A 17,051-nucleotide genomic window follows, 5' to 3' on the forward strand; every position below is an offset into this window, starting at 1 on the left:
TGTTAAGACTCCTTCTTCAGGTGCGGGGTGTCCACGAACTGCAGCCCGTGGCCGGTGGCGGAGGCGGCGACAAAGGTGCCGTCGCCAAGCACAGCAATATTCTGCGCATCCGGCACGGTGGAGAGACTTCCGCGCAGCTCTGGGACGCCTTTGCCAATTTCATAGGCGTGAGCCTTATTGGTATCGGTGGCGCTCACCCACGCCAGATTGCGCTTATTGTCCCAGGCTACGCCCCATGGGGTGCCCTCTACGTTGCCGTATTGGTGCAGGCGGACGACGTCATCGGAGGTGTAGACGGCCAAGCGGCCGCCCTCGGTATCGGAGGCGAGGACCACGCCGTTATCGCCCACCGCGATGCTGCCGACGCCCTGGCCCACGCGCAATCGGCCGCCCGCGCGATCATTCGTCCAGTCCACGTTTTGGATGGTGGAATCCTCTCGGTGGATGCGTACCACTCCGTCATCGCCTGAGGAATTGGGCACGGCCAATAGCTGGTCCGAGCCGGCTTCCACCTCGATGTCTCCGTCACGCTTGCCGTCCTTATAGATGCCTACCGTGGTGGAATCGGCCGAGGTGGCAAAGATCTCGCCGCTGGATAGCTGGGTGGCGGCGGTGACGGGGGAGTCCTCTTCCATATCGACCTCTTGGGGAGAATCCGGGGAAGCGGGATCGATGAGGAGAACCTTATCTGGGCAAGCGAGCACGAAGCCCGACTCCGAAGAACTGAGGTCACCACACTCCGCAGAAATGTCTAGCGAGGTAGCCTTCTCCCCTTCAAAATCCTTCTGGCTACCGATGAGAAGCTCGTCCTTGGTGCGCACTGCCAGTGAGTCATCAAAGGCGGCAAGGTCAGTGATGTCTGCCTTAAGGTTGACCACAGTGCCTTCCGGATCCGCCTTAGCCGGGGAGACCGCTGGGGTGGCGTTGCCCTTGACCGCGGTCTCTGGATCGGCGCCCACGCCCACTTCGGGCTGGCAGGCGGCCAACGCGGTGGCGCTAAGCGCCAGCAAACTGGAAAGGATAAGTGCGGAGCCAGATTGAGATTTCACGGCTACTAATCCTAACAGCGCGCGTTGTAAAAACTCGAAGCCCAGCGCGGCTGTAGTGTGAAGCGGGTGATTTCTAATACCGCAACTGACGCTGTTTCTTGGGCGCAGGTCATTGTTTTGTCCATCGTGCAGGGGCTTACCGAGTTTCTTCCGGTAAGTTCCTCCGGTCACCTGCGCATTGTTTCCGAGCTTTTTTGGGGCAACGACGCCGGCGCGTCCTTCACCGCAGTTATCCAGCTGGGAACGGAGCTGGCTGTACTGGTCTATTTCGCCCCAATGATTTGGCAGATTCTCTCCGGCTGGTTCCGCGGCTGGGCCGATAAGTCCTCTCGCGGCCAGGACTGGCGCATGGGCTGGATGGTCATCGTGGGTTCCATTCCCATCGGCATCATCGGCCTCGCATTCGAGGATGCTATTCGCGGCGCCCTGCGCAACCTGTGGATTACCGCCGCAATGCTCATCCTCTTTTCCTTCGTCTTCATCGCCGCGGAAAAAATCGGTAAGAAGGAACGCGGATTTGACCAATTGACCATGAAAGACGCCATTATTATGGGCCTGTGCCAATGCTTGGCGCTCATTCCAGGTGTTTCCCGCTCCGGTGGCACGATTTCCGGTGGTCTGTTTCTGGGGTTGGACCGCGAGGTGGCTACTCGCTTTAGCTTCTTGCTCGCCATTCCAGCCGTGCTGGCTTCGGGCCTTTTCTCGCTTCCCGACGCCTTTTCTCCCGAATCCGGCCAGTCCGCCTCCGGCTTGCAGCTTCTCGTCGGCACCGGCATCGCCTTTCTACTGGGCTACGCCTCCATTGCGTGGCTGCTGAAGTTTGTGGGCAACCACTCCTTCTCTTGGTTTGCCGCTTACCGCATCCCGGTCGGCGTGCTCGTCATGATCCTCTTGGCATTGGGAGTCCTGCAGCCGCTCTAAGGCACGCCGCGTTAGTATGGTGGCTATGCATTCTTGGCCAACACCTTCCTTCCGTCCTGTGCCGGGTGATGCGGCACAGCTGCGCTTGTACGATTCTGCGAACCAAACCATCGCTCCCGTAGAGGTCGCAGGGGATACCGCCACCATGTACGTGTGTGGCATCACGCCCTATGACTCCACCCACTTGGGCCATGCCGCCACCTACCTGACCTTTGACCTTATCTACCGTGCGTTCCTGGATGCCGGGAAGAAGGTTCACTACGTCCAAAACATCACCGACGTCGATGATCCGCTATTCGAACGTGCCGACCGCGACGGTGTAGATTGGCGTGAGCTCGGCACTTCTCAAATTGATCTCTTCCGTTCCGATATGGAGCTGCTCTCCGTTTTCCCTCCGCAGGACTATATCGGCGCCATGGAAGCCGTCGATGAAATCGTGGAGATGGTGCAGAAGCTTCTCGACGCCGGAGCGGCCTACGTCGTAGACGACCCCGAGCACCCAGATATCTACGCCTCCATCGAAGCCACCGAGCACTTTGGTTATGGGTCCAATTACTCTGCCGAAGAGATGCGCACCTTCTTTGCCGAGCGCGGCGGCGACCCCGACCGCCCAGGGAAGAAGAATCCGCTCGACGCACTCATCTGGCGTGCCCACCGCGAGGGCGAGCCGGCATGGGATTCGCCCTTTGGGCCTGGCCGCCCAGGCTGGCATATTGAATGTTCCGCCATCGCCACCAACCGCTTGGGATCAACCTTTGATATCCAGGGTGGCGGCAGCGACCTGAAGTTCCCACACCATGAATTTTCCGCTGCCCACGCCGAGGCCGCCCTCAACGTTGATCGCATGGCACAGTTCTACGTGCATACCGGCATGATTGGCCTCGACGGGGTCAAGATGTCTAAGTCCTTGGGCAACCTCGTCTTCGTTCATAAGCTCGTCGGAGCGGGTGAGGATCCCTCCGCTATCCGCTTGGGCGTCTTCGCAGGCCATTACCGCAACGAGCGCGACTGGTCCGACGAGGTGCTCGACGGCGCTAAGCGCCGCCTCGCCGCATGGCGGGAGGCCCTTGAGCAACCGGGAAGCATGGCAGGGGCCGAAGAGGTCGTCGCCAAGCTGCGTGCCGCAATTGCGAACGACCTGGATACCCCGGCAGCGCTCGCTGCCGTGGATGAGTGGGCAGAGGCCGACCGTGGCACGGACGAGGACGGCGCGGCCGATTTGGTTCGCACCGCACTAAATTCGCTCCTCGGCGTGCGGGCTTAGGCAAGATAGGGCAGTATCTACAGCATGAGCATTCGCGCCGATTTCCAGCCCACCGTAGATGAGTTCATTAGTGACCTGAAGTCCTTCGCCACCGGCGATTACCTCAAGGAAGAGGAAAAGGAGTTTTGGGAGGCACCGTTTGACGCCAACGTCCTCCCAGAGCTGCGCGGCCACCTTGAGCAGATGCTCGATGGGCTGGATGCACTTCCGGACGATCCAGACGGACCACATTTGGTCACCGTCTTGTCCAAGACCGTTCGTAAGTTGGCAGATTTTAACCGCGCTCAGCACGATGCCGTTCTCGAGCCAGAGGAAAAGGAAGAGCTCTCTGAGCTTATCTATAACGCCAGCGCGGCCACCGGAGCAGACGACGAAGCCCTGTCGCAGATTCCGGAACTGGACTTTTAGTTCTGCCCCTTCCGCCTTAGTAAGTACCAGCTCGCGCTAACTGCGCGGCTGGCACTTCCCCGCCGTGTGCTTGCACTGTAGACGGTGACACTATTTCCTTCCCGACAGAGAAAGCTAGCTTTATTCTCGTGCCGCACTCCACCGCCGCTTCCAGCCTGACTAAGCCCGCCGCCATCTTCTGGGATATGGATGGCACCCTCACCAATTCGGAGCCCCTCTGGGCGGAGGCAACATTTTATCTTTCAGAACTGCTGGGCAAACGGCTCACTCCCACCCAACGCCTAGCTACTGTGGGCGCGACCTTTGATACCACCCTGGCAATCTGTGCGGATAATGCGGAGGTGACGCTGCAACCCGGTGACAGCGAGCGTTACCGCGCCCGAATGTTCGACTACGTCAAAGGCCTTTTTGCTCGTCAGCTGGAGATCTTCCCGGGAATCCCTACACTGCTTGAGGAACTGAAAGCCGATGGGGTGCCCATGATGGTCACGACGAATACCGAGCGCAATGTCGCTGACGCTGCCATCACTGCGTTGGGGCGGGACTATTTCGTCGATACTATCTGCGGGGATGAGGTTCCCGCCGGCAAACCAGCGCCGGATATGTACCGCGAGGCCGCCCGACGCATCGGAGCAGATCCCGCGGATTGCTTAGTTTTCGAAGATTCCGCAACCGGCATGCGCGCCGCAGTCGATGCCGGCTGTGCGGTGATCGGGCTGCCAGAAGATAACCAGGTTGAGATACCGCCAGAGGTCACCGAAATTTCTCGCCTCCGCGATTCGCGGCATCTCGCTGGGGCTAAGGCCGCTGACGTATATGAGTGGTTCGCTAAGATTTCGGCGGGGCAGTAGAAATTCAGAGTTCCCCTACATTCTCTAACTACCTGTGGAACAATAGGTAGACGTGAAGAACTTTGAGACTCTTTTTGCCGAGTTAGCCGAGAAGGCCGACCAGCGTCCAGCTGGTTCTGGCACCGTTGCCGCGCTGGATAAAGGCGAGCATTTCATTGGTAAAAAGATCATCGAAGAAGCCGGGGAAGTATGGATCGCCGCAGAATATCAGTCCGACGATGAGCTGGCGGAAGAGATGTCCCAGCTGCTTTATTGGACTCAGGTCATGATGCTTAAGCGCGGACTTACCCCTGAAGACCTTTATAAGTACCTCTAGGCAACACCCCACAGGATGGAAGGATCCGCATGATCAAGATTGCTGTACCGAATAAGGGCTCGTTGTCAGAAGCTGCCGTGGAGATCCTTACAGAGGCCGGTTATAAGGGCCGCGGGCATTCCAAGGCGCTCAACGTAGTGGATTCCGATAACGGAGTTGAGTTCTTTTTCCTGCGACCAAAAGACATCGCCATCTATGTTGCCCGCGGCGTCTTAAACCTAGGCATTACGGGCCGGGACTTGGCGCTTGACTCTAAAGCGAACTTTGATGAAGTGCTGCCTTTAGGCTTTGGTGGGTCCACGTTCCGGTACGCAGCCCCGCAAGGGGAGGAGTGGGATATCTCTCAACTGGTTGGGCGGCGGATCGCGACGTCGTACCCCAATCTTGTCCGCGCAAACCTCGCCACACATGCGATTGAGGCCGATGTTATTCGATTGGACGGCGCCGTAGAGATCTCCATCCGGCTAGGGGTTGCCGATGTTATTGCTGATGTCGTGTCAACTGGTACTACTTTGCGCCAGCAAGGGTTAGCACCATTCGGGGAGCCGATCATTGAATCCGAGGCGGTAGTCATTAAGCGCACGGGGGTAGAGGTCACTGAGGAAGAGCAGGTAGTGCTCGACCGCATTCAGGGAATTCTGCACGCCCGCACCTATCTGATGATCGACTACAACATCGCTCAATCCAACCTCGACGCAGCCGCTGGTATTACTCCAGGATTGACCGGTCCTACGGTGTCGCCTTTGGCCCGTGAGGACTGGGTGGCAGTGCGAGCGATGGTTCCGAAGAAGCAAGCTAACCAAGTCATGGACCGACTTTCCCAACTTGGAGCGGAAGCAATTTTGGCTTCCGATTTGCGCATCGCCCGCTTTTAGGGGGAGCAATTTCTCTGGGTCGGCCCAAATAGATTCAGTCGTGGCTAACATTAGCGCTTGAGGTTACTCATTCGAATATAAGTCTCGACAGGCAAAGGAGCCGAGCCATCATGGCAAAGTCCTCTAAGAAAGAAGAAAAGGACACCAAGTCTGCAGCAAAGGACGTGAAGAAGAAGGAAGCTGACACTTCCACTCACGCCGCACAGCAGAAGGTGGCCGAACAAAAGGCACCTAAGAACTCCAGCAAGAAGACTCGCACCGAGACCGACCTTCTTGGCTCTTTGGAGGTACCCGCTGACGCTTACTACGGTGTGCACACCGTACGCGCCATGGAGAATTTCCAGATTTCTTACGTGACCATCAACACCATCCCGCACTTCATTCGCGGAATGGTCCAGGTCAAGAAGGCGGCCGCCATGGCAAACCGCCGCCTGCACGTACTGCCCAAGAAGAAGGCTGAAGCCATCATCTGGGCCTGTGACCAGATCCTGGAAGAGGGTCGCTGCATGGATCAGTTCCCGCTGGACGTTTTCCAGGGTGGTGCTGGTACCTCGCTGAACATGAACACCAACGAGGTTGTGGCCAACCTTGCGCTGGAGTACCTCGGCGAGGAGAAGGGCTCCTATGACATCATCAACCCGAATGATGATGTGAACATGTCCCAGTCCACCAACGATGCTTACCCGACCGGCTTCCGCTTGGGTCTGCACGCAGCAGTCGATCACCTCATTGAGCGCATGGATGGTCTGCGTGCCGCATTCCAGGTCAAGGGCAATGAGTTCCAGGACATCCTGAAGATGGGTCGTACTCAGCTTCAGGATGCGGTTCCGATGACCTTGGGTGATGAGTTCAAGGGCTTTGCCAATAACCTGAACGAGGAGCAGGCATTGCTGCGCGATGCCCAGCGCCGCCTACTCGAGATCAACTTGGGCGCAACCGCAATCGGCACCGGCGTGAACACCCCGGCCGGCTACCGCCACCAGGTCACCGCAGCTCTGTCTGAGGTCACCGGCCTGGAAATGAAGACAGCCCGCGATCTCATTGAGGCAACCTCTGACTGTGGTGCATACGTGCTGCTGCACGCCACCATCAAGCGCGCCGCGATGAAGCTCGCCAAGATCTGTAATGACCTGCGCCTGCTGTCTTCCGGCCCACGCGCTGGCCTGGCTGAAATCAACCTGCCTGCCCGTCAGGCCGGCTCCTCCATCATGCCGGGTAAGGTTAACCCGGTTATCCCGGAGGTTGTGAACCAGACCTGCTTCAAGATCTTCGGCAATGACCACGTCGTCACCATGGCCGCTGAGGCTGGTCAGCTGCAGCTCAACGTCATGGAGCCGGTCATCGGCGAGGCACTGTTCCAGTCCATTCGCATCATGGGTAACGCCGTCGATGCCCTGCGCGAAAAGTGCGTCACCGGAATCACCGCCAACCCGGATGTCTGCCGTGCCTACGTGGAAAACTCCATCGGTATCGTCACCTACCTCAACCCGTTCATCGGCCACCACAACGGTGACCTGATTGCCAAGGAGTCCCTGGAGACCGGCAAGGGCGTCAAGGAACTCGTCCTGGAGAAGGGCCTGCTGGATGAAGCAACCTTGAACAAGGTCCTGTCCGTTGAAAACCTCATGCACCCAGAGTTCCGCGGTCAGCTCTTCATCGACGAGGACTAAAGTCGCGGCTTTTGAGAAGCAGTAGGGCATAGCGCCCCGCATCTTAGGCCCCCACGGTCTTTGCCACTTTCACTTCATGAGAAGGAAATCTGGCGAAGGCCGCGGGGGTCTTTTGCGTGTTTGGAATCGGCGGTTGCTAGTTTCCTTTTACGTCCCTGTGCAGGGAGAATGTGGAGAAGGATACCGACCGTCTTATAACGAGACGCTAAATACATGTGGGAATCAACACAAACGGACAATTCGAGTGAATAAATCGACGTGACAGGTGCAAAATAGAAGGTGTTGAGGACGGCATGCACTCTGTATGGAGATGCGTGCCCTTAGTTTGCATACAGAGCGTATGGAGTATGTCCATGGTTATTGTTCATATAGTCATCGTTCTCGCCGCCATCTTCCTGGGCGCGAGGATTGGGTCAATTGGTATCGGTATGGCCGGCGGCCTCGGTGTGCTGGCCCTTGGTCTTACCGGTGTCCCGGTTACTAGGGAAGACATCCCGTTCGATGTCATCGGTATCATCATGACCGTTATTGCCGCCATCGCCGCGATGCAGAGGGCTGGTGGCATGGACTACCTGGTGCACATTGCAGAAAAGTTTCTGCGCAAGAACCCAAAGCGGATTACGTTCTACGCGCCTATCGTTACGTGGTTGATGACAGTGCTGGCCGGTACCGGCCACACTGCATTCTCCACGCTACCGGTCATTGTCGAGGTAGCTAAAGAAGGAAAGGTTCGCCCTTCACGCCCGCTTTCCATTGCGGTAGTTGCCTCCCAGATGGCTATTTGTGCCTCGCCTATTTCTGCCGCAGTGGTTCTCCTAGCCAGCCTGTTGGAGCCAGCCGGCGCGGGCTATTTGCAGGTGCTAGCAGTCGTCATTCCGGCAACATTCCTGTCTATCTTCCCAGCTGCGTGGATTGCTAATAAGTTTGGCAAGGAACTAGAAGATGACCCGGTGTACCAGGAGCGCAAGGCGCAAGGCTTGGTTAAGGAGCCACTTGGCGCTGAAAACTTCGCGCCGCAGAAGGGTGCCAAGGCCTCTGTTCTGGTTTTCCTGGTAGCCATCGTCATCGTGATGGCCTGGGCCACGCTGACCTCGGAGCAGGTCGGCCTCATTGCAGAACCAACCCTGCCACGTAATGAAGCCATTATGACGGTTATGCTCACCGCGGCCACCATCATCGTCATGATGACGAAGGTCCCGGCCGGAGATGTTCTCAATACCCCGGTATTTAAGTCCGGTATGTCCGCATGTATTTGTGTGCTTGGCGTTGCATGGTTGGGCACCAGCCTTATCAACCACTACATGGACGATATTCAGTCTATGGCTGGCAGCGTTATTGAGTCTTCGCCGTGGTTGCTCGCGGTGGTCTTGTTCTTCGCCGCAGCGTTGCTGTACTCGCAGGCCGCTACGACCAAGGCCCTCATGCCAGCAGCCCTGGCTCTGGGCGTAAGCCCCCTTACCGCAGTCGCTGCTTTCCCGGCCGTCTCGGCTCTATTCATCCTGCCGACCTACCCAACGCTGCTGGCAGCGGTGGAGATGGACGATACAGGTTCGACTCGAATCGGCAAGGCTGTATTCAACCACCCATTCCTTATCCCTGGCACGGTCAGCATTGTGGTTTCTGTCCTCTTGGGCTACGCATTCGGCCTGGTCATCCTTTAAGAGATAGACGACAAGTTCACCTGAAAGGCGCCCTGTAGGGCGCCTTTTTGGATCGCAGCGTAAATAGGGAGATTGATTCACTTCACTTTCTTGGAAAAATGCGGGTTATTTAACTCCCGAGCTCGGTAGGCTAAGAACATGACTACTCAGCCATCCGATGTTGAAATTGCCCAAGCTCACCACCTGCAGCCAATCGTGGAGATCGCGGCCAAGGCAGGCATTCCTGCCGACGCCGTGATTCCCTACGGCACCACCAAAGCCAAAGTCGATATCACCAAGGTTGACTATTCCAAGGAAAACCAGGGCAAGCTGGTGCTTGTCACCGGTGTATCGCCCACACCTGCCGGCGAGGGCAAGTCCACCGTGCTCATCGGCCTTACCGACGCCCTAGATCAGTTGGGCAAGAAGGCCATCGTTGCCCTGCGCGAGCCCTCCCAAGGACCAGTGATGGGCATTAAGGGCGGCGCGGCTGGCGGCGGCTATGCACAGATTGTCCCCATGGAGGACATCAATCTTCACTTCACCGGCGATTTTCACGCCATTACCTCTGCAACCAACACCCTGGCCGCCATCATTGATAACCACATCCACCAAGGCAACGCCTTGGGCATCGACCCGCGGCGCGTGACATGGCAGCGGTGCATGGACGTCAACGACCGTGCCCTGCGCAACGTGGTGACCGGTCTGGGCGGGCCTGCTCACGGTGTGCCTGCAGAAACCGGTTTCACCATTACCGCGGCCTCCGAAATCATGGCCATCTTGTGCTTGGCCACGAACCTCGAGGACCTAAAGAAGCGCCTCGGCGATATCACCATCGGCTTCACCTATGATCAGCGCCCTGTTACTGCGCGTGACTTGAATGCGGAAGGTGCGCTCACGGCGCTCATGCGTGATGCCCTCAACCCCAACCTGGTTCAGACCCTTGGCGGCGTGCCGGCCTTGGTACACGGTGGTCCATTCGCCAATATTGCGCACGGTTGTAACTCCCTGCTGGCAACCCAAACCGCGCTCCAATTCGGCGATATCGTCTTAAGCGAGGCCGGCTTCGGTTCCGACCTAGGCGGAGAAAAATTCGTCGACATCAAGGCGCGCTTTGGCGACCTAGATGTTGCTGGCGCCGTAGTCGTTGCCACCATCCGCTCGCAGAAGTACAACGGCGGTGTGGCCAAGGATAAGCTCACCGAGGAAAACCTGGACGCCCTCAAGGCGGGCATAGTCAACCTAGAGCGCCACGTAGAAAACCTGCGCAAGTTCGGGATCAAACCGGTAGTAGCGCTCAACCTCTTCTGGTCCGATACCGAAGCAGAACGCGAGTTCATGCAGCAGTGGGCTGAAGATTTCGGCGTGGCCTTGGAGGAAGCCAACGTGTGGGCCGAGGGCGGCGCGGGCGCTACCACGCTGGCAGAGACCTTGCTGGAGAACCTGCAGGGCGGCGCCAAGCAGCTCTACGATCCGCAGGCGGGAATCGAGGCTTCCATCGAGACCATCGCTCGCGAGATCTATCGCGCAGACCGTGTGGAGTACGGGGCAAAGGCGCTCAAGGATCTGAGGTACATCCAGGACAATGGCTGGGATAAGCTGCCCGTGGTTATTTCGAAGACGCAGTACTCCTTTAGCGATGATGCCTCCGCATTGGGAGCGCCGGAAGGACATACGCTGCATGTGCGCGAATTGCTGCCGCGCACCGGTTCGGGATTTATCGTCGTGCTAACGGGCAACGTTATGACGATGCCCGGCCTGCCTAAGAAGCCGGCGGCGAATAAGATCGACGTCGATAAGCAGGGCACCATTTCGGGCCTCTTTTAGGCGGGTGGGGCGCTAGGCCTTTGTATCCGCCGCTGAGCCCGGCCAGCCCGGGTACTGCGGCGGAGTGCCACCAAACTCGGGGCAGAGATCCTGGTGGGCGCACCAACCGCACAGCTTAGACGGCTTCGGGCGGAAGTCCCCGGCGCGCCCATCGGCCTCAATCTTGGCCCACAATTCGCCGAGATCACGCTCGAAGTATTCGAGTTCCTCACGGTTTGGGCTAAGAAACATCGAGTCCAAGACCTTGAGGTACATCAAGCGGAGTTGATGGGGAATAGTGCCTAGGATGCGCCAGTAGACAAGCGCATAAAAGCGCATTTGAAATTGCGCGTCGTGAGAATAGCGGGGCAGGGGCTTCTTGCCTGTTTTATAGTCTACGACCCGTACCTCGCCGGTTGGTGCGCGGTCCACGCGGTCGATGAAGCCACGGACGGGGACGCCGTTGGGCAGAACCGTGTTGACGTACATCTCGGTTTCTTGGCAATCAAAGCCTTGCGGATTTTCCATCTGGAAATAGCCTTTGAGCAGATCTCTGGCAGCGACGAAGAAGTCGTAGGTGTCTTCTTCTGGCACGAGCTCTAGAAGTTCTTCGTCTTTAGCGGTCATCTCTGCCCAAGAGGGCTTAATCATCTTCACTGCGGCAGGATAGGTGCGCTCGTCTCGCGGTAGCTTGTGCATTTCTTCCAGCACGGCGTGCACTAGGGTTCCTTTGACCTGCGCAATGGTCTTGGGCTCGGGTAACTTGTCAATCGCGCGGAAGCGATAGAGCAGCGGGCACTGCTTATAGTCGGAGGCGCGCGAGGGCGAAAGGGCGAGCGGGCGGGGTGTAGATGAAGTAGCCATGGTGTATCTAGCCTATCGCCGCGCGTTTCGTGGCAAGCTAGGAGGTATGAGTTATACCGCAGATTTCCTAGATTTCATCGCTGCTTCTCCTTCCTCGTACCATGCCGCACAAGAGGTATCCCGCCAGCTGCGCGAGGAGGGATTTGAGGTACAGGATGAAGGCACGGAATGGTCGTCTGCGCCAGGCGGCCACGTGATGGTGCGCGGCGGCGCGGTAGCGGCGTGGTACGTGCCAGAGGGCGCGGATAAGAATTCTGGGTTCCGCATCGTCGGGTCGCATACGGATTCGCCGGGTCTGGTTCTTAAACCGACGCCGGATTTTTTGGCGGCGGGCTGGCAGCAAGTGGCAGTAGAGGTCTATGGCGGGGCGCTACTGCATACCTGGTTCGATCGGGAGCTGACCGTAGCCGGGCAGATTGTGACGAAGGATGGCACGCGACACCTGGTCAATACTGGTCCAGTGCTGCGCCTCCCTTCCCTTGCGATCCACCTTTACCGCAAGGATGAATTCAAGCCGGACCGTCAATACAATATGCAGCCGGTTTTGAGCGTCGGTGACCCAGAGGCGTCCATCTTGCAGGTAGTGGGGGAGAAGGTGGGCGTCGCCAAGCGGGACATTGCCTCTTTCAACCTGATTACGGCTGACGCCGCCCGCGGTGAAGTCTTTGGCGCTGGGGAGCAGTTTATCGCGGCCGGACGCATGGATAACCTTTCTTCCGTACATGCTTCGTTGGAGGCGATGAAGAGGGCCGCCGAGAGTTATCACGGCAACGAAATCTTGGTCATGATGGCCTTTGACCACGAAGAGGTAGGCTCCAGCTCGCGCTACGGTGCGGGCGGACCCATCCTCGCGGATGTACTTACCCGTACGGCGCGAGCGCTGGGGGCCGACGAGGAGGAGCGTTTCCAGATGTTCTCCCGCTCGAGCTGTGTTTCGGCCGATGCAGCGCACTCCGTGCACCCCAACTACTTGAGCAAGCACGATCCCACGCACCATCCGATCATCGGCAAAGGCCCGGTGACCAAGATCAACGGCAATCAGCGTTATGCCTCCGATGCCACCACGGTGGCGCTGTGGGAAACAGCGTGCGGCAGGGCCGGTGTACCGGTGCAGCGTTTTGTGGGCAATAATGACGTGCCCTGCGGCTCGACCATCGGTCCCATTACGGCGACGCGTTTGGGCATCGACACTGTCGATGTGGGCGTGCCCATGCTGTCCATGCACTCCGCGCGAGAAATGGTGGGCAAGCGGGACCAAGTATGGCTCACGCAGGCACTTGAGGCATACTTGGTGGGATAGTAACCGCAACCTCGAGGAGTCTTGAGACATGGCATATTCCGGCCCCTTTGCCTACGGCGACCGCGTGCAGCTTACCGATGCCAAGCGGCGCCATTACACGGTCATTCTGGAAGAAGGAGGCCAGTTCCACTCCCACAAGGGCATCATTAACCATGATGACATCGTGGGCATGGACGAAGGCTCGGTTATCGAGTCCACCCTTGGCTCCTCCTTCCTCCTTTTCCGCCACCTGATGGTGGACCACGTGCTGTCGATGCCACGTGGAGCGGCGGTGATCTATCCCAAGGATGCGGCGCAGATTTTGGTAGAGGGCGATATCTTCATGGGCGCGCGCGTGCTCGAGGCCGGCGCCGGTTCGGGTGCATTGTCCATGTCTCTGCTGCGAGCTGTGGGCCCAGAAGGCCATGTGTATTCCTATGAGGTGCGCGATGACCACCTCGAGTATGCGGTAGATAACGTCAAGGAATACTTTGGCAAGCAGCCCGAGTGGTGGTCGCCGCGCCTCGGCGATTTAGGAGATGTCACCGCCGCGGACTTGGGCGGTCCGGTCGACCGCGTGATCCTCGATATGCTCGAGCCCTGGGAACACCTGGAGACCGTGCGCGATCTTCTCATCCCAGGTGGTGTCTTCATGACCTACGTGGCAACGGTGCCGCAGTTGATGAAGGTCATGGAAGGAATTCGCGAGCTCAAGTGCTTCACCGAGCCCAAGGCCTGGGAATCACTGGTGCGCGAGTGGAAGGTTGAAGGCCTGGCTACGCGCCCGGAGCACCGCATGAATGCGCATACCGCCTTCCTGATCTGGACCCGCCGCTTGGCCGATGGCGTGACCCCTCCGCGCCCGCAGCGCCGCGCCCGCAAGTAGAGCTGGAAATAGGCTCACCTCAGCGCCCAGAATTTAAAGCGCAACTGCCCTCTTTCGCCGACTGGGCCGCGTTAGAGTAGTGGGCATGGATGAAGCCACGGACTATAAGCGGCAGATCAGCCAGCTTGCTGCCCGCAATCAGAAGTTGGCGGGCTTATTAAAGGAATCGCGTGGGAAGCTCGAACAGCTTTTTGCGGAGCTTAACGCGCTGGCTGAGCCGGCATCGACCTACGGCGTTTTCTTAGGCTATTCGCCTACCCACAGCGAGGTGGGAACCACCGCGGAGGTCTACACCAATGGCCGCACCATGCAGCTTAAGGTCTCGCCCAATGTGGAACCAGGCAGCCTAGTGGCCGGCCAGCAGGTTCGCTTGGGCGATGGCTTCGTGGTGGTGGAAGGGTGCGCACCCGAGCGCACGGGCGAGCTTGCCACCGTGGTCGAGCGCCTAGGAGAGCAACGCCTCATCGTGGCCAACTCCTCTGGCGAGGAAAAAGTGGTGCTGCTATCGCAGGCATTGCGCGAGGAAGCCCGCGTGGCAGCAGGCGAGATAGTGTTGGTCGATCCCAAGGCTGCCATCGCGCTGGAAAAGGTGGAAAAGACGGAAGTCTCCCAGCTCTCCCTTGAGGAGGTCCCCGATGTGCGCTACGAGGACATCGGTGGCCTGGACGAACAGATTTCCCAGATCCGCGATTCCGTGGAACTGCCGTTTATCCATCCGGACCTCTATCACCACTACGAGCTACAGCCACCTAAGGGCGTCCTCCTCTATGGCCCGCCAGGGTGCGGTAAGACGCTCATCGCCAAGGCCGTGGCCCATTCCTTGGCGCAGCAATTGGGCAGCGACGCCCCAAGCTACTTCCTCAATATCAAGGGCCCAGAGTTGCTCAATAAGTATGTAGGCGAGACGGAACGCCGCATCCGCCTCATTTTTGAGCGCGCCCGCGAACTAGCCCAGCTGAGTTCTGACCGGCCGGTGGTCATATTCTTTGATGAGATGGAATCCATCTTCCGCACCCGTGGCTCAGGCGTGTCTTCGGATATGGAAACCACGGTGGTGCCGCAGCTGCTTACGGAACTCGACGGTGTGGAGAGCCTTTCCAATGTGATCGTCATTGGCGCGACCAACCGCGAGGAGCTCATCGATCCCGCCATCATGCGCCCCGGCCGGCTGGATATTAAGATCCGGGTCAACCGGCCGAATAAAGAGGGCGCCCGCGAGATTTTTGCACGCCACTTTGCAGAATCCGTGCCGCACCAGGGCACGCTAGAGGAGCTCATCGCCGCCGCGGTGGACGAGCTGTATGCCGATCGCCCCTTTGTGCAGCTGCATTTTTCCAGCGGCGAGCGCGAGGTATTGCACTACCGGGACTTTGTCTCCGGCGCGATGATTGCCAATATCCTCTCCCGCGCCAAGAAGCTGGCTATCAAGGACGAACTGCAGCAGCGTACGGGCAGTGAGCAGGGGATAGGCGGGGGCCACGGGGGCATCGCCAAGCAGCATTTGCTTCAGGCCATCGCGGCCGAGCGCGCCGAATCCGAGTACGTGCCCACCTCCACCAACCCCGAGGAGTGGACCAAGATCATCTCCCAAGACCATGCAGGTGCCCGCGTTGAGCGGGTGGAGCTACTGACCGCTAGGAGGAGCGCATGAGCCGCGTTGTAGGAACAGAGACCGAGTACGGAATTGCCACCCCGGAGCTGCCGGAGTATTCGCCCATCATTTCGTCCACGCACGCGGTGGTAGCGTATGCCGCGCTGCACACTGGGGCGCGCTCGCGGTGGGATTTTGCCGAGGAACATCCGCTGCGCGATTCCCGCGGATTCGATCTCAAGCGCTACCACACCGTGCCCGTGGTGGATCCTAACGCCATCGGGGTGGCCAATGTGGTCACGGCCAACGGCGCGCGCTTTTATGTGGACCACGCCCACCCAGAATATTCCGCGCCGGAATGCACTAATGCTTGGGACGCCACGCTTTACGACGCCGCAGGTGATGCCACGCTGCTGCAAGCCGCCGCGTCCGTAGCGGGCCTGAGCGGGCAAGGAAAGTCCGTCCTTGCCAACCACGACCCGTGCCCGGCCTTGCGTTTCTACAAAAACAACGTGGACGGCAAGGGCGCGTCTTATGGCTCGCACGAGAACTATCAGTACTCCCGCGCCACGGACTTTGACACTATGGCGCAGGCCCTTATCCCGTTCTTCGTGGCCCGCCAGGTAGTCATCGGTGCCGGGCGCATGGGGATCGGCGAGTCTGGCGAGGAGCCGGGATTCCAGATCTCCCAGCGCGCTGACTATATTGAGCAGGAAATCTCGCTGGAGACCACCCTCAATCGCGGCATCATCAATACCCGCGACGAGCCGCATGCGGTGCACGCGGACTATGGGCGGCTCCACGTCATCATTGGGGATGCGAATATGTCGCAGACCTCCACGCTGCTCAAACTGGGCATGACCTCGCTGGTGCTCGATGCGATTGAGCAGGGTGTGGACTTTAGCGATCTCCGCTTGCAGGATGCCGTGGCGGAGGTCCCGCGCGTCAGCCGCGATCTCAGCCTTCAACATCGCCTCGAGCTTGCCGACGCCCGCCAGCTCGCCGCCCTAGAAATCCTCGCCGAGTACCGCGCTCGCGTCACCCCACGCACCGACGCAGACCACAAGGTGCTAGCGGCTTGGGACGAGGTAGTTGCGCTCTTGGCGGAAGATCCGATGCAGGCCGCGCACCTGTTGGATTGGGTGGCGAAGTATCGCCTGATTAAGGGCTACCTTGACCGCGGTATCGATCCGGCAGACCCAAAGCTGCGGCTCATTGACCTGCAGTATGCTGAGATCGACCCTGCCAAATCGCTCCATCACGCGCTGGTGCGTAAAGGTCAGATGCGGCAGCTCTTTAGCGCCGTAGAAATTGAACGCGCCTCCGCCAACCCGCCGGAGGACACTCGAGCGTATTTCCGCGGCCGAGTGACGCAAAAATTCGGCGAGGACATCATCGCCGCGAGCTGGCAAAGCCTCACCGTTCGGGTAGGCGAGACAACCGCGGCACCCTGGGCCACGGTTCCGATGGATGAGACCACCGGCCTCACCCGCGCCCAGTGTGAGGAGATCATCGAAGCCGCACGTACGGTGGAGGATCTTCTTCAGGGACTCACTGACAGTGGGATTCAGCCCGAGTACCGTAACTAATAGTCAGACATCGAGGCAGAAGCGAAGGAAAGGACGTCCATA

Annotated in this window: 15 protein-coding genes; 13 read left to right on the top strand and 2 right to left on the bottom strand. The window is 58.9% G+C overall.

What is annotated here, in order from left to right; translation table 11 throughout:
• Positions 1–2: 2 nt before the first annotated feature.
• The gene (locus I6J28_RS08145; protein ID WP_204609041.1) at positions 3–1,049 is read right to left on the bottom strand and encodes a hypothetical protein; all 1,047 of its coding nucleotides are present in this window, start codon (positions 1,047–1,049) and stop codon (positions 3–5) included.
• Between the two features lie 66 nt (positions 1,050–1,115).
• On the opposite strand from I6J28_RS08145, the gene I6J28_RS08150 reads away from it, so the two are divergent.
• The 9 genes from I6J28_RS08150 (at position 1,116) to I6J28_RS08190 (ending at position 10,821) form a co-directional block, all read left to right on the top strand.
• A complete protein-coding gene (locus tag I6J28_RS08150; protein ID WP_204609044.1) occupies positions 1,116–1,970 on the top strand; it encodes an undecaprenyl-diphosphate phosphatase in 855 nt (284 codons plus the stop codon).
• A gap of 25 nt (positions 1,971–1,995) precedes the next feature.
• The gene (gene mshC / locus I6J28_RS08155; protein ID WP_204609047.1) at positions 1,996–3,234 is read left to right on the top strand and encodes a cysteine--1-D-myo-inosityl 2-amino-2-deoxy-alpha-D-glucopyranoside ligase; all 1,239 of its coding nucleotides are present in this window, start codon (positions 1,996–1,998) and stop codon (positions 3,232–3,234) included.
• A 24-nt stretch (positions 3,235–3,258) separates the two neighbouring features.
• A complete protein-coding gene (locus tag I6J28_RS08160) occupies positions 3,259–3,642 on the top strand; it encodes a hypothetical protein (RefSeq protein ID WP_204609050.1) in 384 nt (127 codons plus the stop codon).
• Positions 3,643–3,770: 128 nt separating this feature from the next.
• Positions 3,771–4,493, top strand: coding sequence for an HAD family hydrolase (locus tag I6J28_RS08165; protein ID WP_275431210.1), 723 nt, complete (start codon positions 3,771–3,773; stop codon positions 4,491–4,493).
• A 52-nt stretch (positions 4,494–4,545) separates the two neighbouring features.
• Positions 4,546–4,809 carry a phosphoribosyl-ATP diphosphatase gene (locus tag I6J28_RS08170; protein WP_204609052.1) on the top strand — a complete coding sequence of 88 codons (264 nt, stop codon included), beginning with the start codon at positions 4,546–4,548 and terminating at the stop codon, positions 4,807–4,809.
• Between the two features lie 29 nt (positions 4,810–4,838).
• Positions 4,839–5,684 (top strand): ATP phosphoribosyltransferase, encoded by an 846-nt coding sequence (gene hisG, locus I6J28_RS08175; RefSeq protein ID WP_204609054.1) that lies wholly within the window; start codon positions 4,839–4,841, stop codon positions 5,682–5,684.
• A 110-nt stretch (positions 5,685–5,794) separates the two neighbouring features.
• A complete protein-coding gene (aspA, locus tag I6J28_RS08180; protein ID WP_005324790.1) occupies positions 5,795–7,354 on the top strand; it encodes an aspartate ammonia-lyase in 1,560 nt (519 codons plus the stop codon).
• A gap of 353 nt (positions 7,355–7,707) precedes the next feature.
• Positions 7,708–9,015 (top strand): anaerobic C4-dicarboxylate transporter, encoded by a 1,308-nt coding sequence (locus I6J28_RS08185; protein ID WP_204609056.1) that lies wholly within the window; start codon positions 7,708–7,710, stop codon positions 9,013–9,015.
• A 138-nt stretch (positions 9,016–9,153) separates the two neighbouring features.
• Positions 9,154–10,821, top strand: a complete 1,668-nt coding sequence (locus I6J28_RS08190) for a formate--tetrahydrofolate ligase (protein ID WP_204609058.1) — start codon at positions 9,154–9,156, stop codon at positions 10,819–10,821.
• 12 nt (positions 10,822–10,833) lie between these two features.
• Here I6J28_RS08190 and I6J28_RS08195 read toward each other — a convergent pair whose 3' ends face one another.
• Positions 10,834–11,664, bottom strand: coding sequence for a RecB family exonuclease (locus I6J28_RS08195; RefSeq protein WP_204609060.1), 831 nt, complete (start codon positions 11,662–11,664; stop codon positions 10,834–10,836).
• A 46-nt stretch (positions 11,665–11,710) separates the two neighbouring features.
• Here I6J28_RS08195 and I6J28_RS08200 point away from each other — a divergent pair, with 46 nt between their 5' ends.
• The 4 genes from I6J28_RS08200 (at position 11,711) to dop (ending at position 17,009) form a co-directional block, all read left to right on the top strand.
• Positions 11,711–12,964 carry a M18 family aminopeptidase gene (locus I6J28_RS08200; protein WP_204609062.1) on the top strand — a complete coding sequence of 418 codons (1,254 nt, stop codon included), beginning with the start codon at positions 11,711–11,713 and terminating at the stop codon, positions 12,962–12,964.
• A gap of 28 nt (positions 12,965–12,992) precedes the next feature.
• The gene (locus I6J28_RS08205) at positions 12,993–13,829 is read left to right on the top strand and encodes a tRNA (adenine-N1)-methyltransferase (RefSeq protein WP_204609065.1); all 837 of its coding nucleotides are present in this window, start codon (positions 12,993–12,995) and stop codon (positions 13,827–13,829) included.
• Between the two features lie 85 nt (positions 13,830–13,914).
• A complete protein-coding gene (gene arc, locus I6J28_RS08210) occupies positions 13,915–15,480 on the top strand; it encodes a proteasome ATPase (RefSeq protein ID WP_204609067.1) in 1,566 nt (521 codons plus the stop codon).
• On the top strand, positions 15,477–17,009 hold the full coding sequence (gene dop, locus I6J28_RS08215) for a depupylase/deamidase Dop (RefSeq protein WP_204609069.1): 1,533 nt from the start codon (positions 15,477–15,479) through the stop codon (positions 17,007–17,009). The genes arc and dop overlap by 4 nt, the downstream gene beginning before the upstream one ends.
• Positions 17,010–17,051 lie beyond the last annotated feature (42 nt).

It is taken from the genome of Corynebacterium tuberculostearicum (assembly GCF_016894265.1).
Classification (GTDB): domain Bacteria; phylum Actinomycetota; class Actinomycetes; order Mycobacteriales; family Mycobacteriaceae; genus Corynebacterium; species Corynebacterium tuberculostearicum_D.